We start from the raw sequence: 25797 nt of genomic DNA on the forward strand, positions 1-25797 counted from the left end.
GTTGTCCAAGCCGGTGATCATCACCGTCGGCATTATCAGTTTTATGAATAGCTGGAATGAAGCTCTTTGGCCGCTGATTGTTATCCGCAACCAATCTCTGATGACCATGCCGCAAATGGTGACGCTCTTTACCGTCGGCGGCTTAGCCGAGTCGCAATTAGGCGTCAAGCTGGCCGCCGCCATGATTCTCGCTCTGCCGATCGTGATTGCCTATGCTTTTTTCCAAAAATATTTTGTCGAAAGTATTGCCGGAACGGGCCTCAAAGGATAAAGAGCATGCGTGGGTTGCTTTTTCAACTTTTTCTTTTGTTATCCGCCTGTAGCCGCCAAGAGATCGCCGTCAATCTTGCGCATTTAAATAGCTTATGCAGCCCGATGCGATTGAATGGGAGGCTCTGCACCATCGTACACATTTATGCTGATGCACCCGACTATAGTCCTACAGATGCGGCCGAAGAGGGGATCGCTTGCGTCGACGATGTCGCCCGCGCCGCCGTTGTTTATATGAAAGCTGCGGAAAAGGGGCTGTCTGTCGATTTCGATCGCTTAAAGGGACTGCTGCGGTTCGTTCTGTTTATGCAGACCGAGGACGGCGAGTTTTACAATTTTATCGATCGGCAGGGTTTTGTCAATACAGACGGCCCTACCAGTCGCAAATCCTTCGCCTTTTGGGCAGCCCGGGGCTATTGGGCGCTCGGCGAAGGATATACCTTTTTTCGATTTCGTGATCGCGACTTTGCAGATTCTCTCAAAACCGCTTTTCTGCGCTGCAAAAAGCCGATCAGCAACTGCCTCCAATATTATGGAACTTTTTCATACATCGGCGGGCGCCGCTATCCTGCTTGGCTGCCCCAGCGTCATGCCGCAGACGCCGCCTCGGAACTGTTGCTCGGCTTGGCTGCATTTCTGCGGGTCGAAATGGATCCCCTTCTTGCCGAGCAGGCGCGGAAACTGGCGGAAGGGATTGTTCTTATGCAGATCGAAGAACTAAAGGAATTGCGCGGCGCCTACGAATCCTGGCCCGGCGTTTGGCACGCGTGGGGAAATGCGCAAGTACAGGCTTTGTCGGTTATGGCCGGTCTGCTCAAAGACGAGCAGCTGAAGGAGGCGGCTGTTTCCGGAGGCGATTTTCTCACTCGACTGGCCGTCGGGCATCCGGTTTCTGCCTATGAATTCGAAAACGACCGGTTCATCGTCTACCCCCAAATTGCCTACGACGTCAGAACCACGGCGCTCGGCCTCTTGGAGCTTTATCGGCTCACCGGCGATGAGCGCTATGCAATTCTTGCTGCGCTGTCGGCCTCTTGGCTGACCGGTTTCAATCTCGCCCGTGAAGCAATGTACGATCGTGCGACCGGCCGTGTCTACGACGGCATCGACCCTGAGGGCGTCAACCGGAACTCCGGCGCGGAATCGACGATCGAGGGGCTGCTGACGTTACTCGAAATCGGCGCCGAGCCGCGCGCCGCCGCTTGGTTGGGGGCAAAACCGGTCGCTCCGGTTTCATCACTGTTCCAAACTAATGAGGCAAACATCCGCCTGCAGACATCTGCAGGTCGAATCGAGATCAAAAAACGAAGCGCCGAATCAACATTAGAGATCTCATGGGAAAAATACGACTAACGCTTCTGCTCCTCATGCTTATTGTCTTCTGCAGCCGTCACGAACAAATTGATGTTCTGGTGCGTGTCGGGAACCGCATCGTCACCGTCGACGATCTGACGTTACGCGCCGAGTTCAGCCCTGAGCGCTTTCTCGCCGATCGTGAATTAACTCGAGAAGAACTGTTGGAAGCGCTCATCGATGAGAAGCGGCTGGCAATGGCCGCTGAAAAGCGCCGGCTGCACCGCGATTCGTATCTGCAGCAGCTGATCGAATTTGCCGAAGATTTGGCGATTATGCGCGAGCTGTTTCGCGTGCAGGTAGCCGATCGAGTTCGCCTTCAGGGCGAGCAGATCGAACAAGCGCTCAATTGGAGCCGTCAAGAACGCAGGATTTCTTACCTCGCGTTCTTAACCATCGAAGAGGCGGAAAAGTGCCGCTCTATTTGGGAAGGAAATTCGCTGAGCGAAACCCTGCGTCGACTGGGGCGCATCGATGCCGATACCTTGGCCTATCAGCGCGTTGTGAAATGGGGTGAGCGGGAAGGACCTTTGGAGACGGCCGTCTTTTCCCTCGAAAAAGGCCGAATTTCGCCGGTAGTGCAGGACGACGGTCGCTATTACCTGCTGCGGCTGGATGATGTCCGCTATAGCGTCGAGGCAGGCGAATATGCCGAGGCGAGACGTCGTACTGCAGTGGAGCATATTCTTCGGGTGCGCGAGCAAAGTCGACTCAGCCGTCTTTATGTCGCTGAATTTATGCAACGGCAGGCTGTACACTTCGACGAGGCTCTTGTTCGACGTATCATCGATGTGTTGACGCCGATTGCTTTGCAGGAATCGAAACCGACCTCGGTATTCCGCGAGGTCCCGCTCTCGGAATCAGCGTGGGAACGCGCTCGAAGAGAATTGCAGTCTATGCAAAGCAGAGAGCTTGTGCGTTTCAACGGCGGCCGGCTGACGGTCCAAGCGTTCCTGCAGAAATGGTCGGCTTATCGGTTTCCCATTGACCGATCATCGTCTCGTGCCGTCGCCCGCAGTCTCAATGATCAATTCAGCCTGGTGATACGTGACCACCTTTTAACGCGCGAAGGCAGGCGGCGTGGTCTGCAAAAGAGTTCGGCGGTTCGGCAAGACCTGGCGCGGTGGCGGGACCATTATCTGGCGGAAGCCTTGGCGGAGCAGATAGGCCTAAAGAGGCTCCCTGTCGTACTCGACTCGCTGCGGCAGGTCTGGCCCGTTCAGGTCGACAGCTCCCGCTTTTCGCATGTAGAGTTGACCGACATCCCGTTAATAGGATTGCGGCCTGGACAATACGCTTCGCGCGTTACACCGCCTTGGCCGTCTTTTTTTAAAGAAAAATGACAAGAGATGCTTAGTAGTTCTAAAAAGATTTCTGCTGTTGTTTTCGCCTCACTTCTGCTGCCCGGTTGCCGGCAAAATTGCAATCTCGACCTGGACGAGCATTTCAGCGGCAGATACGGCCAAGTCGAAGTCGGCGGCCCCTATGTCGGCATGGAGTTTCATCACAGCCGTCCCTTGCCGTCGCGAATCAGCTTTTACTATCCGGTTGCCAACAGCCTCGATCTCAGCACTGACTATTGGCGCCGCGATCTTTCGTTGCCGTTGCAGATCGAGATCAGCTGCAGCCGCCGGGTTGCACGGTTCGGCCTCGAGCCGGCAGAATATCGTTATAGCCCTCATTCGGTCACTTTTCAGGACACTCTTTTGGGGTGCCGCATTGAACTGAGTTATGAATTCGCCGATCTGCCGACGGCCGTCGTGACATTGTCAGCGGACCCTCTGTCCGCACAGATCGATTCCTTGGAGATCGCTTTTTTGCTCGATCCCACGCTGCGTACGTGTCACACCTACGCCGTAAAGTCGCCGACCGCCGTCCTCTCGGACGCCGACAGCAGACTGGCCTGTGCTTATTATGACGATGCGGAGACAGACTCCGCGGCCGTGTTCCTGCTTTCTCTCAATGGCTTTGATTTTCGGGAACCTTTTACCTCTTCGCTCCAAACCGTCGATTCGGCTATATTGAAAGCGCGCTTTCGAACTTGCGCTTCTGCGGGCAAGCCGGTGCGCTCCCGCTGGCTGATCGGATCGTGCCGGCGAAACGAGCTGCTGCAGATTCTTGAGCGAGTCGGCCAAGAGTGGGTGAAAGGTGTGAATCGTCTGGAACAAAAGATTCTCGACGAAATCAGGAGCGCCGACTTTGTCACACCTGATCCGGTCATAAACAAGACGATGCGTTGGTCAAAGGCGACCGTCGTTGCCCTGCACCACTACATGGACGGCCGGTTGGTTCCTATGCCGTGTCCCGCGGAGTACAATTTCTTTTTCACCCACGACTTTCTGCTCACCGGCTTGGGAGCCGGCGTTTATAGCCGCGAATTTCTGCAAAACGGTTACGATTTCCTCCTTTCGAAAACCGAGTCCGACTCGCTTTTGCCGCATGCTTATTACTGGAAGGACGGCCGTTACGTCACCGAAAAGTGTGCTGCAGACAATTGGAATCACCTTTGGTTTATCATCTCGGCCGGAACCTACCTCAAACACACCGGCGATCGGGAAACCATAGGGCGGCTCTATCCCGTACTACAAAAGAGTCTGCGCAGTGCCTTGCAGAATTTGGGTGATGATCGTCTGATGTATTCCTCGCGGCCCGATTGGTGGGACATCGGCAACCTTTACGGCGCGCGCGCCTACCTGACGGTATTGACAATTCGCGCCCTGCAGGAGTTCGTATCGCTTTCCTGGATGATTGGTGCGTCCTGTCCTGATGATTCTCTCCTCGGCCTGGCGGAAAGCATGAAGACTGCTCTGACGCAAAAACTGTGGTGCGACGAACTCGGCTATTTAATAAACGGCCTCGACCGCGCTTCGCTCGATTACCATTACTATTCCGGTTCTCTGCTCGCCTGTCTATTCGATGCAATCGATGACGGGAAAAAACTGCTTCTGATTAATACAGCCCGGCAAAAGCTCTTCGATCCAAGGCTCGGCATTCGCAACGCCTGGCCGCCGGATTTTCACAAATTGATCAAAGTTTATCGCTTCAACGGTTTGGAAGTAGGTCTGCCGTATTATTACTTTAACGGCGGCATTTGGATGCACGGCAATGCATGGTATGCCTTGTCGCTTATTGAGGCCGGTCAAATTGATGAAGCTGTGCAGTTTGTAAAAGCGATCATGACGCCGGATGGCGTGCGAAACAGCCCTAAAGGGCAGCCCTCTTTCTACGAATATCGAATGTCTGATCCAACGGATTCGCTTTACGGCGCCGTCGACAAACCAAACTTTCTTTGGGCGGCCGGTTGGGCAATCCAAACGCTTTACAGACTTGCCGGTCTGCGCCTTGATCCATGGCAGATCAGCTTTTCAGCTCATCTGCCGTTTGGATGGAAGCAGATAGAGTATGAACTGCTGCTTTACGGCACCCTTTGCCGCGTCCGCTGCAGCGGCAACGGCAGATTTTTCCGTCGCATCGAAATCGACGGGCAACAAAGCTGCTCGGCTGTGTTGAACCGCCCGGCGAAAAACATCTTGCTGCAGCGCGGAAAGCCGATCGTTCCCTATCTGGCCGCCGTAACCGGTCGTTTGCAAACCGTTTCCTATCACCCGCATGACCGCTGCCTTGTGATTGAGACGGCTTATGTCACTGGACAAGCTGTTCGCCTGACGGTCGTTTCACCTTGGCCGCTGCAGCGAATTCTGGTCAACGGCAAGGAACCAAATCAGGTCGCCGCCTGGAAAGAAGAGGAAGGAGCCTATGCAATAAAAATCGAAAACACTTGTCGTTCGACCTCGGAACGTTTTTCACTGTTTTTCTGAACCAACGAAAGGAAACTAAGAATCGATGAACGAACTGGGTCTCGCTGAAAGACAGCCGCAGCGCTTTCTCGGCAATCCTAAACGGGTATTGGCGCAGTTTTTCTGTCCCGGTGATGAACGTCGCTGCCGCCGCATCATTGAACGGATCCTTGCTCAGCCGCTTGACCGCACGCGCGAACAACTTGAAGCGGTATTGTCCGCCTTCAGCAGCCGTCATGCCGATTTCACAACGATATTGGAGCGGCATTTCGCCGCCGTCGCGCGCCGGATTCCGCAGGAAACAAAGCCCACCCCGGAGCAACGGCTGCTCATCGGCAGCTATTTTACCAAGGAATATTCCATCGAAGCGGCGGCGCTGTTCAACCCTTCCATGACGCCGCATCCGGATCAAAAAGATGTGCCGGTAGGAAGTTTACGTTATCTTTTGAGCCTGCGTGCAACCGGTGAAGGCCATATTTCGAGCATCACTTTTGCTTCCGGCCTGATCGAGGAGAACGGTCGAATAGTCCCCGACGAGCCGCCGATTTGGGCGACAAGTCCGCTTTTTGTTCAGCAAAACGAAAGCGGCGAAACCGTCATCGAGTTTCCTGCAGAGTCTGCTCTTAACGAGCGCGTCGTATTTCCCCTGACCGATGATGAACGCAACGGCATTGAAGATTTACGGCTGGTTCGTTTTGCGGACGAGGACGGAAACCTGAAATGGTACGGGACTTTTACCGCCTATGACGGCCGAACTATCCGCAGCAAGCTGCTGCAAACGACCGATTTTCGCCGCTTTTCCCTACGACCTTTGGTCGGCACGGCAGTGAGCAACAAGGGCATGGCGCTGTTTCCCACAAAAATCGATGGCCAATTTGCAATGATTTCACGACTGGATGGTGAAAATTTGTATTTCATGACTTCGAAAACCGTTGATCGCTGGGACAAAGCGGTTCTCCTGCAGACGCCGGAACAGCCATGGGAATGGGTGCAGATCGGCAACTGCGGATCGCCGATCGAGACCAATGAAGGATGGTTGCTCCTTTCCCACGGCGTCGGCCCCATGCGCACCTATGCCGTCGGCGCCTATCTGCTCGACCGTCGCAATCCTGCCAAGGTCATCGGCCGGCTGCCGCGCCCCCTGCTGTCGCCGAATTCCGACGAGCGCGACGGCTATGTTCCCAATGTCGTTTATTCCTGCGGCGGTATCCGCCACAGCGGCCGCTTGATTATTCCTTATGCCATGTCGGACTATGCTTACGGCTTTGCCGTCGTTGATTTGAATAAGCTGCTTCAGCACTTTGTCTAACACAAAGTTATTGGTTGTATACGATCGAGAGGATCTGATGTCGGTAGTACGGTATAAAAACAATCCCATTCTCACCGCTGCGGACGTACCTTTCCGCGTGAACAGCATTTTTAATGCCGGTGCCTTTAAAGATCACAACGGCTATCACCTGCTTTGTCGCGTTGAAAAGCCCGAGGGTCACTCTGAACTCGTACTTGCCCACAGCAGCGACGGCTTTTCCTTCCGCGTGGAGGAAAAGCCGTGCCTGACGCCTGAAATGCACGGTGATTTTTACCGTTATGTAGAGTGGGGAGTGGAGGACCCGCGAATAACGCGAATCGCTGATCGCTATTATATTCTTTACACGGGCTATTCACGCCATGCACCACTGGTCATGCTTGCGGAAACAGGCGATTTTCGCTCTTTCATCTTTCACGGGCCGATTACGGAACCCTGCAATAAAGATGCAGCACTGTTTCCTGAAAAAATCAACGGCTGGTATTGGAAAATCGATCGGCCGTTGGGGCGTGAGGGAAGGGGAGAAATGTGGATCAACCGCAGCGCCGATCTGGAACATTGGGGCGAATACCGATTGCTGCTCAGCGGTGCAAATGGTACGTGGGAAGAAGCCAAAATCGGGCTCTCTACGCCCCCGGTGAGAACGGAGGCCGGCTGGCTGCTGCTTTATCATGGTGTGCGCATTTTAGGCTACTATCCCATTTATCGCCTTGGCGTCATGCTGCTAAGTATCCATGAGCCTTGGCGAGTGCTCGGCCGCAGCAGACGTCCGATTCTGAGTCCGGAAACCGAATATGAACGAATCGGAGACGTCCCCAACGTTGTCTTTTCTACCGGGTGGATCATCGAAAAAAACGGCGACGTTAAGATCTACTACTCCGGAGCAGATGTCAACATCTGTTTGGCAGAAACCAGAGTCGATTATCTGATTGACCTTTGTTTAGACGATCCTTCAAGGCCGAAAGGATGACCATGACTGTTTATCGAGCTCTTGGATTCCTTTTAACCGGCGTCATTTCCACCATTGTTGCACAGGAACAGGTCATTATTCAGCGAATCGAAGCAATGCCCAACCAGCCTTCGCCCTACGTGATGCGGGACTGGCGAAGCACGGCTCTCGGCTATGATTCGCTCGTATTTGATCTCAATGCGCGGGGCGAGTATTTGCCGTTAGTCTGGATCAATACGCATACGGTCAATTATCCGCAGCATGAAAGCTTTGGGTTGGCAACGGTCGTCGGCACGACGCGCCCGTTTTCCGCTGAAGCGATCAACCTGTTGCCGGCCGTGATCGGCGCAACGCTGGTCGGGGTGGATAAAAGCAGGCAAAATGGCCGCAATTGGGTGCTGATGTGCGAGGAATTTTTCAACAATCGGCCGGAAGAGTTCATCTATCTTAACCATCCGACGGCCCAAAGCGGCGATGACTGGTGGTACGAGACCATGCCGAATGTCTTCTTTTATCAGCTCTACGATCTCTATCCTGGAACGGGAGATTTTGATCGCCAATTTCGACTGGTCGCAGAACAATGGCTGCGCGCCGTTAAGGCCATGGGAGGCAACGAGGCACCGTGGAGTCCGGCCGATATGCAGGCCCGGGCATGGTCGTTTTCAGCCATGAAGGCAATGACAGCCGGCGTTCCTGAGCCGGAGGCTGCCGGTGCGATTGCATGGATTTTGTACAACGCCTATTGTCGAACCGGCGACGATCGCTATCGTCTTGGCGCCGAATGGGCCATGGAGTTTCTCAATGCTTATCCCAATAATCCCGCTTATGAGCTGCAGTTGCCGTACGGCGTCTATATCGCGGCGCGCATGAATGCAGAACTGGGCACGCTTTACAACGTAGATAGGATGCTCAACTGGTGCTTTGATCGCTCGCCTTTGCGCAATTGGGGCGCGATTCTCGGCAATTGGGGCGGGTATGACGTTCACGGTCTTATCGGCGAGCTCTCCGGAAACGATTATGCCTTTTTGATGAACGGCTTCCAACAGGCAGGCGCCCTCGTCCCTATGGTCCGCTATGACGAGCGGTTCGCCCGCGCCGTTGCCAAGTGGGTGCTCAATTTGGCGAACGCCTCACGCCTCTTTTATTCACCCTTCCTGCCCGAGAGTCGGCAGGACAGCCGCAGCTGGTCCTCGCGTTACGATCCTAAAGGCTATATCGGCTATGAAGCGTTGCGTAAAGAGGCCTACGGCCTCAGTCCCTTTGCCACCGGCGATGCCGTGCGCGGCGGATGGGGTAGAACTAACCTTGCCCTCTATGCTTCCTCGCACGTCGGCTATCTCGGCAGCATAGTCGATACGACGAACGTGCCCATGATTCTCAAACTTGATCTGCTCAAAACCGACTTTTTCCGTCGTCCGGCGTTTCCGACTTTTCTTCTCTATAACCCTTATGGAGAAGAAAAAACCGTCATGTTGCAAACACCCGCCGTATCGAGTCGATGCGACATTTATGATGCGGTCGGCAATCGGTTTTTGCTGCGTAATGCGCAGGGTCGAATCGGACTGCGAATCCCGGGCGACGGCGTCATTATGCCGGTGGTTATTCCTGCCGACGGAATCGTCACTTATGCCGAAGATCTGATGCTCGTGAATGAGGTGGTCGTCGATTTTCATACGGGCAGGTTTAGCGGCAATTATCCGCCGCGCATTAAGGCCATTGCAGCACAGCCGAATCCGGCTCACCTTACCCAAAGCGTTCGTCTCTATTGCGAAGCAGAGGATAGGGAGTCCGCCGTCTTGCGCTATGCCTGGTATAACGAAAGCGGCGCCAAAATAGCCGACGAAAAAACTGCGGAATGGCGGCCGATGGCGGCCGGAGAATATGCGTTTCGTTGTGTCGTCGAAGACGGCGCCGGCGGAAGCGCGGAACGATCGGTGACCGTGCAGGTGATGGACAATCGACCGCCGGTTATCGCATCCTTGCGCGCCGAACCCGACATCGTCGACCCAGACGGCACTTTGCTCCTAACTTGTTCGGCACTTGATCCAGACGGCGACAGCCTTTATTTTTACTGGCAGGCGGAATCCGGCAACCTACGGCCGATGACCGACCGCGCCGAGTGGCGGGCACCAAAGCAAGTGGGCGCATATCGCATCTGTTGTACGGTTCGGGACGCTCGCGGCGCAGAGAGCCAAGACAGTCTCTTGGTCGTCGTCGGCCGCTTGGTGGGCGAATATTCGCTGGACGGCCATGCGTGGGACAGCAGCGGTTTTGCCAATCACGGCAGGCTGCAGGGACCGTTGCCGGCGCCGGATCGGCAGGGGAATGAGGGCAAAGCGCTGCGTTTCGACGGCGTAAACGATGCAGTGGCGATCTCCAATCATCTGACCCTCAACAGTCGCAACATTGCGCTGAGTTTTTGGCTCAATTGGGACGGCCGCGCCGATCGCGAAGAATACGTGATTTCGCACGGCAGTTGGAACCATCGACTCAAGGCTTCCATTCTCACGGACGGCCGCCTGCGTTGGACGGTCAAAACCGACGCCGGCGTTGCCGATCTGGATTCGCAGACTCGACTCGTCCCCGGCATCTGGTATCACCTCTGTATACAGTATGACGGCAATTTTGTGCAGATATGGTTGAACGGACGTCTCGATGCTCAAAAAAGTTGGAGCGGGCCGCTCGGGGCGGCCGGCATGGATCTGCTGCTCGGTCAGTCGCTTCCGGGCGAAATCAGTTACAATTTCAAAGGGTTGCTCGATGAGTTGTGCATCTACAATCGCCCGCTGACGGAAGAAGAGATAAGCGGGCTGATGCGCCGGCCGGCTTCCATTAACGGCAAAACATATGCCCGGCTTGGCGATCGACCCTATCCTAACCCCTTCAATACCTGCATCATCATTCCACTGCCGGCAGAACAAGAGGTTAAAGTGGAGATTCACGATCTGCTCGGTCGACAGGTGCGCCGTTACGAGCCGCACAGCTTAAGGGGACGCCGGGAGATCGAATGGGACGGCCGCGATGATACCGGCTGTCTTTTGTCCTCAGGCTGCTATGTCATCATCGTTCGTTGTGCGGGACGATCGACGGTTTGGAAGATCGCCTTTATGAAATAGCCGACCATTCACCGACTTTTACAACGGCGGAAGGCTTGCACTCTCACGGCACCTGTTCGTCGAATCCCCCAAAGCGACGGCGTCAGATGATCAGCCTCTCGTTCGGCTGTCGGAATCTTCCGGCTGTTCTTTGTCATTCTCACCGGCTTTTATCGCCCTTTTCACTTGTTCCTTTTAAGGAAAATGGCTAAAATGGATACAGAATCAGCTCGTGGGAGTCTCTTTCATGTCGAAAACAATCTTGGCTTTCGGAGAAATCCTGTGGGATCTGCTGCCCGACCGGACCGTATTGGGCGGAGCGGTCTTTAATCTCGGCTTTCGCCTGCAGACCCTGGGCAACTCTGTTCAATTTGTCAGTCGGGTCGGCGCGGATGATCTCGGTCGTCGGGCGCTCACCCAGGCTGCGGAGCTGGGATTGTCCGTCGACTATGTCCAGATTGATCCGCATCATCCCACGGGCACCGTGCCGGTAAGGCTGAAAAACGGCATACCCGATTTTACAATTACTCCCGACGTCGCCTTTGACTATATCGAGCTGAATGAAAAATTGATCAATGCCGCCGCTTCGGCGGATGCGCTCGCTTTCGGCACGTTGATTCAACGCAGCAGCGTATCGCGCGCAACGTTGCGCGCCCTTGTCGAGTCAGCGCCGCAGGCAATAAAATTTCTCGACCTCAATCTGCGAAAAAACTGCTGGTCGGAAGAGATTGTTCGTTGGTCGCTGCAGGCTGCCGACATTCTCAAACTAAACGACGAGGAGGTCAACGAGACGGCGCGGCTCCTAGGACTTGCCTCCGCTTCGATTGCCGAATTTGCACGAAAGATCATTGCCGACTATTTTCTACAATGCGTGGTCGTCACGTTGGGAGAAAAAGGCGTCTATGCCTGTTCGGCTATGGGTGAGGAGGCTTATGAACCGGGCTACCAGGTGCAGGTGGGCGATACGGTGGGCGCGGGCGATGCCTGTGCCGCCGGATTCCTGCACGGCCTGCTGCACGGCAAGTCTTTAGCCGAGTCGTGCCGATTGGGAAACGCGCTCGGTGCATTGGTCGCCTCGACGCACGGCGCTACGGAAACGATTTTGCCGCAGCAAATCGATGCTCTGCTAAGCAAAGGCGCGGAAAGAATCGCGGCTCATGCTTTACGGCATCTAATACGAGATTAAAAGCTGTCGAGGAGAAAATGAGGTTCCGCAGGTCAATATTGATCGCGAGTTTCCTGCTGCTCTTTTGTGCCCAAAGGGAAAGGCCCGTGGTTTGGAAACATCTCTCGACCGTCAACAATGACCTCGAGGTTCCCAACGCCGGCAATCAGCAGACTGCTACGGCGCTGTTCGACGTCAATAAGGACGGATTGAACGACTTTATCATCGCCGAACGCACAGAGGCGCCGTCGGTTGTCCTATACCTGCGCACGGTCGACGGCTGGAAGCGCCACATCGTCGACGCCGATCCACTGCACATCGAAGCGGGCAGCGCCTGGACCGACATCGACGGCGACGGCGACATCGACGTTTTATTCGGCGGTGATTATGCCTGCAATCAGGTTTGGTGGTGGGAGAATCCCTATCCGCATTATGATCGGGCAATACCGTGGCAACGGCACCTCATAAAAAACAGCGGCTCGCCCAAACATCATGATCAGCTTTTCGGGGATTTCGACGGCGACGGCCGCGACGAATTGGTCTTTTGGAACCAAAACGACCGCGCACTCTATTTTGCCGAGATTCCGCCGGACCCGACGCGGGAGCCGTGGGACTATGTGCCGATTTACACTTACTCAAACGACTCCGAGCCGCCGCAACGCGGCAGTTATCCGAGTTGGAAGGGCGTCAATGAGCACGAAGGTTTGGCGAAAGGCGACATCGACGGCGATGGAAAACTTGACATCGTCGGCGCCGGCCGCTGGTTCAAGCACGTCGGGGGCACGACTTTCGAGGTGCATGTCATTGACGAAACCTATGCCTTTTCCCGCTGCGCCGTGGGCGATTTCATCGAGGGCGGGCGTCCCGAGGTCTTTTTGGTTGTCGGCGACGGCCGCGCGCCGCTGGTACTGTACGAGCAACAGGGCGATCGTTGGGTAGACAAGATCATTATCGACGCGGTGCAGGACGGCCACACGATCGATGTGCTCGATTTTGACGGCGATGGTCATCTCGACCTGTTTCTTGCCGAGATGCGCCTGTCCGACTATGCCGAGTCGAAAACCCGCATCCTCTTCGGCGACGGCAAGGGCAATTTCAGAATCCATGTAGTTCACACCGGTTTCGACCTGCACGAATCCCGCATCGCCGATCTGGACGGCGACGGCGATTTCGATATCCTCGGCAAACCTTACACTTGGAGCGCGCCGCGACTCGATATCTGGCTGCAGGAATAAGTTCCGAAACTTGCATAAAACGTAAAGTTTCCGCTTTTTTCCACTGTTGCAGTATCGGCAGAAATTTTTTTGATTTTCAAGTTTTGGCTGTCTAACTTTTAGTAACCATCCTATCGTCTAACAGGATGAGGCGTTTTCTAAATCAGAAATGGCTACAAAAGATGCCGCCCTTGCTTGAGCCGCTCTCCACAAAATCAGTTATCCAATCCCTGGTCATCTTTCAAGCATTCAATTTAAAGTACAAGATCAAATCGGAAAGAATCTGCCGGATTACGATTTTGGAAATTTGATTCGAGAATTGGTTGTATACAAATCACGAGTCATAGGACTCGTTTTGAACCCTTTTAGAGGAGGAATTCGAGCGCAAAGCTATGAATGGAGATGTTGCAGTTAAAAAGATCATTGTCATCTATAAGAATTACAAGAAAGGAATTGAGCTATGAACCGCAGATATCTTACTATTTTCCTAACGGCCGCAGGTTTCTCTTTTACGCTGTCGGCTCAAACCCCAGTGGAAATCTACTATGGAACCTTGGCGACGGGGCCGAACTCTATTGCTTTCATCGATGATATGAAATTTGTTAAACTCGACGTAATGACCGAGATCAGTACCATCATCTCGGCATCCGAATTCGGAGGGTCAGGCGCTATTGGATACCTTACCGGCTCAGAGTGGTTAATCGGTAAGACAAGTGATGCGAAAAGCAATCCGGGCAGCATCTTTGTCCTAAACGACCGGACTGGGGCGATAAGTCCGCCCAAAGGAAATTTCAACGACGTACGCGATCTTGCGGTCATCGATAAAGGAAACCGGCTCGACGCCATCGTGATCGACAGAGCCAAGGATAAGGTTCACCTGGTGACCGATGTGATGGGAACGGCCGTCAGCAGTGAGATTACGCCCGCTTCGATCGCGGGAAAAGTAGGGATCCAGGGGCTTGCTGTACTCAGCGATTCACTTTATTTTCTGTACGATGAAGCGCCGGGCGGCGGCTTCGGCAACGACCAATTGATCATCGTAGAAGGCAGCACCCCTGCTGCAAAGACCACGACTCTTTCCTGGAACGATATCGGGTCGGCAGGTGCCGGCCTGCAGCCTGACGAACTGTCTGTCGATTTTCATAACGGGTTGGCGGTTCGACAGCCGGATCCTTCTACTGTAAAACTGTACCTATCGAACTTTGGCTCCTTCAGCGACGCCCAGATTATCGAAGTAACATGGGTCAATTCGGGGAACGGTTTTGACTTTAGTGCCCCAATTTCTTCAGTGCTTTTCTACGAGAACGACTTATTCGCAGCCATCGTGGACAATAATCCTGCTGCACTGGTTCCGGAGGGCAAGGCCAATTCACGCGGTGTTGCCGTCCTTCCGGGCGAAACCCAAATGGATGACCAATTGCTCATCTGGGTGGATGATTCGGTTAATGATAATACCTATATGTTAATGTACAAATTTTCCGATGGATCCTTTTCTCTTTTCGGCGGCGATGCATTGGAGAGAGCGCTCAAGACCTCTCGAGTCACAGCGGGTGTGCCTGACAGCCGCCTGTTGCTGAACAATTACCCCAATCCCTTCAACCCTTCGACGGAAATCGTATACTCATTGCCCCGTAATGCTTTTGTCGAGTTAAATATTTTGGATGCGCGCGGCCGTTTTGTAACCCGACTCGCGGAAGGATTCCAACCGGCAGGCGAATACACGCAAACCTGGAACGGCAAAAATAATGAGGGGCAAGAGATGCCGTCCGGCGTTTATCTCTGCCAATTAAAGACGGAAAATCAAATACGCATTCATAAAATGCTGCTGATGCGCTAGTCGATTCAGCAATAATCCTTGGGTGATAAGGCGGTTTCAGACTTGGAACCGCCTTTTTTTATAACATAGCTGGAAGAATGAACTGGGCGAATTTCAGCTATATCAGTCATTGTTGGAAAGAAATTAAAAAATGGAAAGGTTATGCGCAGAAAGGGTAGGCGGATTTAGAAGGATGAGGTATCTGCAACGGCAATCGCCGCCTTTTACAAACAGTGACTGCCATTAAAAATGTGCCGATTTCCCGCTAATAAAAAGGCTGCGCGAAAGGAGGCGCAGGCATTTGCAGTCTTTAGTTCGTGAAGCTGCATGCGTTTAATAAAGGGCAGCAGACGGCTCGTTCGCCCGCTATTCAAACTTTAATGTTAACCTCGATTTTATTGATGGCAATAGGGCGCACCGACCGTTCCTGAAACGGCGGTGAATTGAAGCTGCACATGATGGGTACATATCCGGCATAAATAAAAAAAGCCCGAAAGCGACAGCTTTCGGGCTTTTTAAGTCAGCGCAGCAGCATCATTTTTTGCGTTTCTGAAAAGTGATCGGTCTCCAGCCGATAGAAATAGAGACCGCTGGGCGCCGGAAGACCGTCGTCGCCCAGGCCGTCCCAAACTGTCGTATGACTGCCGGCAGCCGCTTTGCCTTCTGCCAGGACGCGGATGATTTGCCCCAACGAATTGTAAATCGTCAAACGCACATTCGCATCAACCGGCAAGCGGTAACTGATGGTCGTCCGCGGATTAAAGGGATTGGGATAGTTCGTTAACTGAAAGGTTTCCGGTACGGAGGGTTCATCCACCTTGACCACTTGCGGATCGACAATGCGCACGTGATCGACGTACAGCGTACGTCCTTTGAAGCTGTGGTACTCGGCAATGATTTGGAATTGCTCGACGGCCTGCCAGTCGAATTTACCCTCGGGATTGTACCAGGCATTATCCCAAGACCCGCCTTCCGTAAAGTTTTTCAGCGGTATCTGTAAATGTTTCCACTGGCCATCCCATTGGGTCTGAACCCTGCTGATGGAGTATTTCATCCGCCACGGATGATCGTTCGGATCTTCAGTTTTTGTATCCACGAACCGTACATCAAGCGACATCTGCGGATTATCACAGCGCAAATAGATGTCGAGCGCATATCCTTTTTCCACCAGTTTGCTCAAATCTTTGATCGGTTTAAAACGAAAACCGACGAAACAATACTGCTCTACATCGCTCATTTTGATGCAGAACCTGCCTTTGGCAGGTTGATCTTCTGAATAGAGATCGATGACGCCGTTCCCTGCCCAGACCTGTTCGTGTAAATGTTCGCCGTAATAGTCGGTATACAGGTCAAAACCGGTGCTGTCCGGCCGAAGCACAAATGGAGTCTGCGGCGGGGCATTGAGTCCCATGGCGTTAACCAACTCGACGTTGACGTCGTGTTCGAACAAATCGTTGCCGCCGTGGCGGAAAATGCCGAAGCCGCCTGTATAATCCCACATCGTCCACGGGATGTTTTGCTCGCTCAGATAATTTGCCACGACATCATAATAACGGACACGATCCTGATTGTCGCATTTCGGCATATAAGCACCGAACTCGCCGCAGTACACCGGCACGTTTCGGCTGAGGCGGAAACGGACCGCCGTGTCGATCAACTCTTTGACCTTTTCCGGCGTCCCATCATATTGGTAATACGATTTCAGGCTGGTTTCTACCCAGGTGCCGCGCAGCTCTTTCGGGCAGACCGGCATTCTGAACGGGTCATACGGAAACGGCACACCGGCCAGCGTGGTAAGAGGCGGATTGACCCAGTCGGCGCCCTGGCAGGTGAACAAAAACGGATCATAAAAATGGAATGTATAGATCAGATTTTGATCGGTGTATTTCGGCAGCGCATCCAAAGTATTATAGTGACCGTAATCTGTGCCGGTCACAATGATGGTATGTTTCTCGTCCACTTTACGAATCGCATTGATCACATTGCCTTGTACTCTGCCCCATTTTGTAATGCTGATGTTATTGGGCTCATTGGCAATTTCATATAGAATGTAATTGGATCGATCCTTATAACGAGTTGCCAGCTGCGTCCATATGGCAATCAAATTTTTTTCTAAATTGGGATCGGTAAATAAGGTGGCATCGTAGGTATGATAGTCCAAAATCAAATAGATCTCCAACTCTTCGGCCCAATCGATGACCTGGTCGAGAAAATGATAAAGGATCGGATCCAGTTTGTATTCGGGGGGACCGGCATGCATGTGTTGCAGAAAAATCGGCAGACGGATCACGTCGCAGCCGAGGCTTTTGATGTTGATCAGATCCTGCTTGGTAAATTTAGTAAACTGCAGATGCCGCGGTACCAGCGTTTGGAACCAGCCGGTTATATTGACGCCGCGGTTAAACGGCACTTCGGCAAAAACTATAGAGACGGCCAAAAGACAACAAACAACGACACGCTTCATAGACAAACAACTCCACAAAGGTTAAACAAAACAGCCTAGTTTTCGCTCTTTTACTAAAGAGCATAGTTTAGTGAAAAAGCTGATAGAACGAGAGCACTCTTTATGTTTTTGTCGATTTCCTCCTTTGGTTTCGTTTGCTTAACTCTAATGTTGCGGATTGTCCTTTTTAAATTATAAACCAGATCAAACGATCTTGCGCGCTTTTCAACGCAGCAGCGTAATTTTGTGCACAATCGACCTGTCGCCGATAGCCAGTCGGCAAAGGTATACACCCGCAGCCAGATGTTCGGCTGCAAAGGGCACCCGATGGACGCCTGCGGCTTGCGGCGCGTCGACCAGAACGGCGACGAGCCTGCCGCGCAAATCGAAAATTTCCAGCCTGGCATGCCCAGGCACGGCAAGTTCATAGACAATCGTTGTTGTCGGATTAAAAGGATTCGGATGATTCGTCAATCGAAAGACCTCAGGTACGGCGGGTTCTTCCACTTTGACCACATTCGGATCCACGATACGAATGTGATCGATATAGAGCGTGCGCCCTTTGAAATTGTAATGCTCGGCAACAATTTGGAACTCATTGACGGCTTTCCAATCAAACTTGCCTTCAGGATTGTACCAAGCATTGTCCCATGATCCGCCTTCGACAAAATTCTTTAGCGGAATCTGCAAATGTTTCCAGTTGCCGTCCCATTTTGCCTGCGCTCTGCTGACGGTGTATTTCATCCGCCACGGGTGATCGTTCGGATCTTCGGTCTTGGTGTCGATAAAGCGTATATCGAACATTAAATTCGTATTATCGGTACGCAGGTAAATGTCCAACGCATACCCTTTTTTCACCAATTCGCTAAGGTCTTTGATCGGTTTAAAACGAAAGCCCGTATGACAATATTGATCGACCTCTTCCATTTTAATGCAGAAACTTCCTTTGGCCGGTTCTTCTTCATTGTAAAAATCAATACTGCCGCTTCCGGCCCAGCTGCTCTCGAATATTCGTCGGCCGAAACCGTCAGTATAAATGTCAAATCCCGTGCTGTCCGGCTTTAGAATAAATTCTTTTTGCGGCGGCGGATTGAGTCCCATGGCCGCAACCAGTTCAACATTAACATCATGCTCGAACAAATCGCTGCCGCCTTTGCGAAAGATGCCGAAACCGCCGGTATAATCCCACATGGTCCACGGAATTCCCTGTTCGGTCAGATAGGGCGCCACGACGCCGTACCAGCGGACACGGTCTTCGTTGGCGGCGTTCAACATGTAGACGCCGAACTCGCCGCAATAGACGGGCACTTTCCGGGTGTCGCGAAACTTGATTGCCATGCCGATCAACTCTTTGATCTTTTTTTCTGTGCCGTCTACCCGATAGCCGCCCGCCAGGCTGTTTTCTATCCAAGTACCTTTCAGGTCCGGCGGACAAGCCGGCATGCGGGCAGGGTCATAAGGAAAAGGTACTCCGGCCAACGAAGTCAGCGAAGGGCTTGTCCAACCCGCACCCTGATGGGTAAAAATAAACGGATCGTAAAAATGGAACGAGTAGAGAAGGTTTTCATCCGTGTATTTAGGAATCGCCGCCAGCGCGTTATATCCGCCCCATTGCGCGCCGGTCACCACGATGGTATGGGTTTGATCGACCTTGCGAATGGCTTCGATGACGTTTTTCTGGATGGATCCCCATTTGTTGTCGGCAATGTCGTGCGGCTCATTGATGACTTCATAGAGAATATGATTCGAACGATTTTTATAGCGTTCGGCCATTTGCGTCCACAACGCGATCAGGCTTTTTTCCAAGTTGGGATCTGTAAAGGTTGAGGACTCGGTGGCGTGATAATCCAGGATCAGATAGATGCCCAGTTCCTCGGCCCAATCGATCACTTGATCGAGGAAATAGTAAAACAAAGGATCCAGAGTGTAATTCGGCATACCATTCGACATGGCTATTAGGTTGATCGGCAGCCGTACCACGTCGCAACCCAGACTTTGGATGTTGAGGAAATCCTGCTTGGTAAATTTGCTGAACTGCACCTGCCGCACCCCCGATGCCTGAAACCAGCCGGTAAGATTGACGCCTTTGGAAAAAGGAACTTGGCCGGCAAAAGCGACAATCGAAAAAACCAACACGATGATGATGAGACGTTTCATTTCAGCTCCTCAAAGCTCTCTGATATTAAAAAGTAAGTAAAAATAATTTTTAGTCAAAATTAAGAACGGGTTAAGATAGCGCTTGATCCTTCCGGTATTCGGCTCTTCACGGTGCATCTGAACGCCCGTAAAATAGTCCATCATGACTCATTTTTTGTGAAACCTATTAGCTCGGCGATCGATCCGGTATCGTTCCGATTAATTCACAACTGTGCAAGTTTTGTTTGCAGGAGCGGTCGATGCGCGAGGTAGGCGAAAAAAAGGAAGGAATACCTACATGAATTTTGTCCGGCTTTTCTGTCACTTATTTGCTCATCCTGCCGAAGTTTTAATTATTGTATGATAGAGCCCGCTAAGAATTGTCTGCTTCTCGTTCCCTTTTAATGGGCGAAGAAAGGCAAAATCTCTTTTATTTGAACGCAAAGCTCATTGAATATGATAAATTTTTTGTCGCGCGGAAACATCGCCTGCCGTCAATTTTACCCAATAAACGCCTGACCCTGCCTCGCCGTTCAGGCTGATCTGCTCATAATTGCGCCCGAACTCCTTTCGCATCTGCAATTGCTTGACCAAGCGACCGCCGAGATCGTAGATGCTTATGACCACGTCCGCCGCCTGCGGCAGGTCGTACACCAGCGTGAACGCCGAATTAAAAGGATTGGGAAATGTTCGCATGTTGAAATCGGTTGGATGGAAGCGCTCATTAACTGCTGCGGCGGGGCGAATATTCACGAACAAAAAGATAGGCTTTTCCGACAATCGCAGCGTAACCGCCGCGTTCGCTTGACCGGCGTTTTCCAGTTTTACACTGATCTCCTGACCAAGCTCGCTCGAATTGACCGGCTCAAATACCTGCACCTTCTACATGCCCGCTCTTTCGAACCGATAATCGGCGATGACCGTTCCGTCGTCGGCCTTGGCTTTCGGCTTGCGGCACCAAAGCACATAGGCGTAGCGGTTCGGCTCCGGACTCTTTAATCGACAGCAATACACCTCCGGGTTGCCTTGTCGGTACTGCTCAACTCGATCAAAGCTGTAATCGCCGAGGAAATTTTTGAGCGTCGCCAAATAGTAAAACGAGGTTTTGGGCTTCAATCCGCGCGCCTTATCGGTCATGACGCCGCAGGAGGCATATTGCACAATGCTTCGGCTGTCCGGATCCACATCGAAAAAGACGAACGCCTTGTCGATGCCGTAACCCATCAGCAAAAAGATCGAACGCAGCAGATAATTCGCCTGTGCCTGCTCGCCCGCATAGACGTACGATCCTTTGCCCTGCTCATTTTGAAAAGTATCCCAGCCGAATTCGGTCAACCACACCGGCAGCCCAGGTGTATGTCTGTCGCGCCAGTTTAGAAAGGTCCTGCAGATTTTCTCCAGGCCGTACGATTCGTCTTCGGGCGGACGGGCAGCTGACCCGGTCGTGCAGTAATGGTGAAAATTGATGACGTCGAAGGGAATTCTGCCGCCGGTGTTGGCGAGGATATCGTCAAGATATTGGATGTCCCTTGCCGCCAATCCTCCCAGCACGTGCACTGCATTCGGATCGACATTCTTGATGCCGATCAGAGGGTAATCGGGGTGCGGCGGCACGTTCCAGCCGTCGTGCACGGCGTTCAAATACTTGGCGTACATTGCCGCCGGCCAGGTCGGCTGCCGCCACCATTGATCCGGTTCGTTTTCGTCTTCATAATATTGAATTAAATTGAGGCCGCTCAGCTTGTCCGCGGTTTGCAGCTTGTCGGCATCGATTTTCTGCGAGCCGTAGCGCGCCACGGCCTGCGCAATAAACTCTGCTTTGTCGCGATAGTGTTCTTCTTGGGTGCCGTCGTGGCTGCCGTAAGGCGGCGCGTCGGCTCGCCCGCCCGCTCCGGCCCAGGCCGTGGAACCTTCGGCGCACAACACCATGTGAATGCCGTAGCGGGCGCATTCTTCAACAAAGCGCGTATGAAAAGGCCAAGCGCTGCCGTTGTGGGCGGGCGTCTTGTCATCCCAGCCGTACAGATTGCGCGTCTGCTCGTAATGCTCCCAACGATGATACTCGCGCATCCACTCGGCGACTTGGGCAAGCTTTCCCACAATGCGATTGTCATAAGCACCGACGTTCGAGTTGATGCCTACGAAATCGCGGACTTTTCCTTGATAAGGTTCTGTACCATGAACCTGAAAGGCGGCCAAGAATGAAACAAGGGCGGCAAAAATTGTTTTCATCTCCCTTTCCATTTTTTGAGAAAATAGAGAGGCAGATATTAAACTTCAACCTAAATCTTCCTGCTATAATAATAATAATGAATGAAGGAAGGAAGATCCGCAAATAACAGAATTTTTAAAAAATAGGCCAGTGAATACCGATCGCAATGGCGAAACTCTTGCGGCCGATCAGGGCATTGATGACGTTACGCCGCCAAGTGAGGCCCACAAGGGCGGCTGCCTGACTGCTGCCCTCCGTGTTGATCCAGCCGAGGCCGGTCGTTGCCGAAAACGACGCATAGCCGAGCAATTTTTTCGCATCGAAATACAAAGAGCGATAGCCGCGCTGCAGGCTGTCGGCCGCCGCCAGCAATTCTTGTTGCTTGGCGATGTGAGCGTCCGCTGCGGTTTCGTAGCTTTGATAACGTGCAAGCAGAGAGTCTTGGGCCGCCAATACGGCTTCGTGGCGACGAATTACCGCTTCCTGGCGCGCGATCTTTTTCGTCAGTGAATCGACGAGGCTGCGTTCGAGCAGCAGAAACGTTCTGCCGTCCATCTCGACGGCCCAAATGCGTTCATCAACCTGAATCATCGGCATCGTTTCGGCATCGCGGCGGAGCGTCAAATTTTGCGCTGCAGCAGCGACGGCCAAGGTCAGCATAATCATCATCAGCCGGTTCATTGTCCGCCTCCCAGCGCCGCTTTGATGCGTGCGATCGACTCTTCGAGCGACATATTGGCATACTCTTCTTCAATTTTCGCCAGCTCGGCATCCAATTCCCCGTCCGCCTTGAGAATAGCTTTCGCGGCCGCCAATTTCGCCGCGCGCAGTTCTTCCTTCGCTGCAAGATAGGCCGCCTCGCTGATTTTGGCTTCCTCTTTGAGCTGTTCGTACCTTTTTTCCAGCTCCTGCAAAGCCTTTTCCCGCTCCTCCAACATCCGCAACAGCTGCTTTCGTCGCCAGGACTGCACGGCTACAAGGCCCGCCAACACGGCAAAAGCTAAAAGTGCCGTCCATGACTGACGGCTCGTTACCTTGAAATCGAGCAGAAAAAGAATCAACAGCGCGAAAAAAACAGAGATGAAAAGAAGGCCCGTCGTGTCGAAGAACAAATTTTTCAGCGTGTTCATGATTGTTCTCCTGCTTGCCGTTTCTTTTCCAATCGTTTTTCGATGCGGCTGATCATTTGATGCAGCGGCTGTACGCCCAGAGACAGTGCCAATATGCTCAGCAAAAGATTGACTGCCGGATAAGGGCGCGGATCAAACAGTTTGAGCATCTCTGGGTAGGCCTGGACGAGAATGCCGACCAGGTCGTAATGCACCAACAAGGTCATCCCGACCGCAGCGGCAAAGGTCAGCCCATAAGAGATGAGGCGATAGTAGTACAGCCGAACCAGATCGGCGGAAAGGATGCGATTTTCACCTTGGGTCACGATGACGAATTGCCAAAGGATGCCGTCCAGTACGGCCCCGCCCCCTTTTTCGAGCGACTCGAGATGGTAAAACCGCTGCAGCCGCCGTTGCAGCAGACCGGCAAGTTGGAGCCAATCAGGTCGCCCAAGACGGAGTTCCAAGTACTTCAGCGCGGCCAGCAGGGCCTCGACCAGGCGCTCAATAAAGAGAGCAGCCACCAGGTAGGAGAAAAAGACGGCAGTGATGCGGGTGATAAAGTAGTTTTCTGCCATTTGCTTTCCCTCCTTAGGCGATGACCATCGGAAGCTGTTTAAACCGTTTCAGCGCCTTTTGAAACGTTTTGTCATCACGCCATTCTTCGTAATAGGCTGCGATCCGTTTTTCGAAGCGGGAGACGGGAAAGTTGCTGCCCGGGCAGGTTTTATCGGCAACCGCCCGATGCGGAAGAATGACCTTAAAGTCCAAAGGGATTTTGTAGAGAAGGCACCAGAGTGCAATGACTCTGGCACCGGCTTCGAGTTGCGGCTCCGAAGGTGTAGTAGGCCCGTATCTGCCGTCAAAATTGGAGAAAGGCAGGGCCGGACCGGTTTCGAAATTGCCTTGAAATGCCAACCCGAGCGAACGCTGATTATAGCCGAGCGCATGATTGCCGATTCGATCCCATCGGCACAAGACGCGGATCGTACCGTCGCGAAAAACCACGCAATGATAGCCGGTGAGCCAGCCTTTATCGTCGAATACACGCACCAAGTCTGCAAAGGAAGCCTGTGCATGCAGACAAGTATGATGATAGATGATCCTATCCGGCGGCTGTTCGCGCAGGTGCGTATGCTCGAGCCGCTCCGGCCGATCGCCGCCGTCGTAGACAAAGCCGACGATCTCTTCAATAGACGGCGACAGCGAAAGGCGGGAAATCGGCTGTTCCTCCGGTCTCGCTATGACCGCTTGCGGCGCCGACTCGCTTTGCGCCTCAGGTAATGCTTTGAGTGCGGCAATGCGGCGCGTCAGGAGATATTTCATAAGAAAGTGGATCGGCTTGCTGCCTGAACCGATCAGCACACCAAGTAACAGGTATTCCCAGAAACGCGGCGCCAAATCCGCGCTCATCGCTTCGACGCGGATAAGACGCAGAAAGGAAAGCCGCCAATAATAACAGCCGGCCAGGCCGATGAATATGCCGAAAAGATGGCACCAGAACTCTTTGCGCACTTTGAGGGCATCCGGCGGCGTCGGCGGTTGAAGGCGTAGAATCGGCTCGCTGCGCGGCGAAACGGCAGGATGGAAGGGAATTTCCGCCCCGCCGTCGGCCAGCCGAATCGAGGAGCGCAGGAGAGCACTCTCCTCATCCGCCCGACGCAGCAGCGCCAAGCGATCCGCCAAATCCTTCGGAGTTTTGGGAGACATGAGGCGGCGCAGGATCTCGAATCTGTCCATCAAGACCGCCAATACCGCCAACAGACGCTCGATGAAAAACGAAAACGCCAGCAGAATGCCCAACGTTGCCATCAGATGCGTCAAAGGGATGAGTTGTTCGCTTGATTCACCCGCAGAGAGAGGCATAACGTCTCCTTTCCTTGGAAAGGGTTCTCAATCGGCTGGTTTTCCCCTAGGAGTGTGAACAGTCGCAGCCGGTGTTCGATGACCAGGCGACAAAAGCTTAAGAAAAAATATCCATCGATGCAATGAGAAAGATACAGACGGCGGTTCCGTTTCCCGCCAACCGGAACCGCCCGCCTTTCAACTCAGCAGCTTGACGAGATTGCGGTAGCTCACCGCGATTTCGTCCAGAATATCTTTGTCCGCACGCGGCTGGTCCTGTTCAACAATGAACCACTTGACGCCGATCTCATGAGCCTTCTTGATGACTTTGTCCATCGGAATGACGCCCTCGCCGACCGGCGCCAGTCGCTTTTGCTCGTCCAAGTCCTTCATATGCAGGAGGATGATGCGGTCCGCCCAGCGGTCCATCAGCTCGACCGGGTCGACGCCGGCATTGAACGCCCAGGCAACATCCAGCTCCGCCTTGACCAGCTCGGGGTCTGCCGTGCTGAACAGTACATCCCAAAGAGTACGCTCGCCGTCGATCTTGGCGAACTCGAAGCTGTGATTATGATAGCAGAGCTGAAGGCCGCGCTGTCGCGCTTTCTCGCCGATTTCTGACAGAGATTGTGCGAATTTCTTTACTTCTTCGACGCCGCCGCTGCGGCCCATGCCGGGCATCATCGGCACCACGACAAACCGGTTGCCGATCGCCTGATTGAATTCCAGCACGGCGTCCGTATTCTTGACCAGTCCGTCATAGCCCTCATGCGTACCGCAGACCGTCACCCCTAAAGGCTTCAGAACCTCCGTCAGCTCAGCAGCGTTCAGTCCGCCGTAACCAGCGAACTCAAAATGCCGATAGCCGATCTCGGCCACCTTTTTCAATCCTTCCTTAAAGTCTTTGCCCAACACGGTGCGCACGCTGTAAAGTTGAATGCCGATCGGCAGATCGGCGGTCTCTCCGGCTTTAAGGCCGACTGTCGCCGCAGCGCTCAACGCCGCCAGTCTGCCGACGAATTCCCGACGCGTTAAATCATTCTCCATATTCCTTCGCTCTCCCTTTTTGTGAGGATTGTATAGATCA

The 25797-nt window shown here is 53.2% G+C and carries 19 protein-coding genes; 10 read left to right on the forward strand and 9 right to left on the reverse strand.

Translation table 11 applies throughout. The features are described from left to right. The 10 genes from ONB24_01770 to ONB24_01815 form a co-directional block, all read left to right on the forward strand. On the forward strand, window positions 1–271 hold a 271-nt coding region (locus tag ONB24_01770; protein MDZ7314828.1), incomplete at its 5' end, for a carbohydrate ABC transporter permease. Between the two features lie 104 nt (window positions 272–375). Continuing rightward, a complete protein-coding gene (locus ONB24_01775; protein ID MDZ7314829.1) occupies window positions 376–1623 on the forward strand; it encodes a hypothetical protein in 1248 nt (415 codons plus the stop codon). Next, on the forward strand, window positions 1605–2966 hold the full coding sequence (locus ONB24_01780; protein ID MDZ7314830.1) for a peptidylprolyl isomerase: 1362 nt from the start codon (window positions 1605–1607) through the stop codon (window positions 2964–2966). Before ONB24_01775 ends, ONB24_01780 begins: the two co-directional genes overlap by 19 nt. A 6-nt stretch (window positions 2967–2972) precedes the next feature. Further along, the gene (locus ONB24_01785) at window positions 2973–5441 is read left to right on the forward strand and encodes a hypothetical protein (GenBank protein ID MDZ7314831.1); all 2469 of its coding nucleotides are present in this window, start codon (window positions 2973–2975) and stop codon (window positions 5439–5441) included. 25 nt (window positions 5442–5466) lie between these two features. Next, window positions 5467–6729: a glycoside hydrolase family 130 protein gene (locus ONB24_01790; protein MDZ7314832.1), complete on the forward strand. Its 1263-nt coding sequence runs from the start codon at window positions 5467–5469 to the stop codon at window positions 6727–6729. Window positions 6730–6766: 37 nt separating this feature from the next. Next, a complete protein-coding gene (locus ONB24_01795) occupies window positions 6767–7696 on the forward strand; it encodes a glycoside hydrolase family 130 protein (protein MDZ7314833.1) in 930 nt (309 codons plus the stop codon). Window positions 7697–7698: 2 nt separating this feature from the next. After that, window positions 7699–10791, forward strand: coding sequence for a laminin G (locus ONB24_01800; GenBank protein MDZ7314834.1), 3093 nt, complete (start codon window positions 7699–7701; stop codon window positions 10789–10791). 226 nt (window positions 10792–11017) lie between these two features. Beyond that, window positions 11018–11956 carry a carbohydrate kinase gene (locus ONB24_01805; protein MDZ7314835.1) on the forward strand — a complete coding sequence of 313 codons (939 nt, stop codon included), beginning with the start codon at window positions 11018–11020 and terminating at the stop codon, window positions 11954–11956. A gap of 86 nt (window positions 11957–12042) precedes the next feature. Beyond that, window positions 12043–13170: a VCBS repeat-containing protein gene (locus tag ONB24_01810; GenBank protein ID MDZ7314836.1), complete on the forward strand. Its 1128-nt coding sequence runs from the start codon at window positions 12043–12045 to the stop codon at window positions 13168–13170. Between the two features lie 439 nt (window positions 13171–13609). Further along, window positions 13610–14986, forward strand: coding sequence for a T9SS type A sorting domain-containing protein (locus ONB24_01815; protein MDZ7314837.1), 1377 nt, complete (start codon window positions 13610–13612; stop codon window positions 14984–14986). Between the two features lie 499 nt (window positions 14987–15485). On the opposite strand, the gene ONB24_01820 is transcribed toward ONB24_01815, so the two are convergent. From ONB24_01820 to ONB24_01860, 9 genes are all read right to left on the reverse strand, one after another. After that, window positions 15486–17429, reverse strand: a complete 1944-nt coding sequence (locus tag ONB24_01820; protein MDZ7314838.1) for a cellulase family glycosylhydrolase — start codon at window positions 17427–17429, stop codon at window positions 15486–15488. 204 nt (window positions 17430–17633) lie between these two features. Beyond that, complete coding sequence (locus ONB24_01825) at window positions 17634–19565, reverse strand: cellulase family glycosylhydrolase (protein MDZ7314839.1); 1932 nt, start codon at window positions 19563–19565, stop codon at window positions 17634–17636. Between the two features lie 426 nt (window positions 19566–19991). After that, on the reverse strand, window positions 19992–20423 hold the full coding sequence (locus ONB24_01830; GenBank protein ID MDZ7314840.1) for a T9SS type A sorting domain-containing protein: 432 nt from the start codon (window positions 20421–20423) through the stop codon (window positions 19992–19994). A 3-nt stretch (window positions 20424–20426) separates the two neighbouring features. Then, the gene (locus ONB24_01835) at window positions 20427–21776 is read right to left on the reverse strand and encodes a hypothetical protein (protein MDZ7314841.1); all 1350 of its coding nucleotides are present in this window, start codon (window positions 21774–21776) and stop codon (window positions 20427–20429) included. A gap of 115 nt (window positions 21777–21891) precedes the next feature. Next, window positions 21892–22437 (reverse strand): hypothetical protein, encoded by a 546-nt coding sequence (locus tag ONB24_01840; protein MDZ7314842.1) that lies wholly within the window; start codon window positions 22435–22437, stop codon window positions 21892–21894. Further along, the gene (locus tag ONB24_01845; GenBank protein MDZ7314843.1) at window positions 22434–22886 is read right to left on the reverse strand and encodes a hypothetical protein; all 453 of its coding nucleotides are present in this window, start codon (window positions 22884–22886) and stop codon (window positions 22434–22436) included. The genes ONB24_01840 and ONB24_01845 overlap by 4 nt, the downstream gene beginning before the upstream one ends. Next, window positions 22883–23443 (reverse strand): hypothetical protein, encoded by a 561-nt coding sequence (locus ONB24_01850; GenBank protein MDZ7314844.1) that lies wholly within the window; start codon window positions 23441–23443, stop codon window positions 22883–22885. Before ONB24_01850 ends, ONB24_01845 begins: the two co-directional genes overlap by 4 nt. A 13-nt stretch (window positions 23444–23456) precedes the next feature. Next, entirely contained in the window at window positions 23457–24731 is a 1275-nt protein-coding gene (locus tag ONB24_01855; GenBank protein MDZ7314845.1) for an N-acetylmuramoyl-L-alanine amidase, read from the reverse strand. A 177-nt stretch (window positions 24732–24908) separates the two neighbouring features. Further along, entirely contained in the window at window positions 24909–25757 is an 849-nt protein-coding gene (locus tag ONB24_01860) for a sugar phosphate isomerase/epimerase (protein MDZ7314846.1), read from the reverse strand. Window positions 25758–25797: the final 40 nt, after the last annotated feature.

Source organism: candidate division KSB1 bacterium (genome assembly GCA_034505495.1).
Lineage (GTDB): Bacteria > Zhuqueibacterota > Zhuqueibacteria > Residuimicrobiales > Krinioviventaceae > Fontimicrobium_A.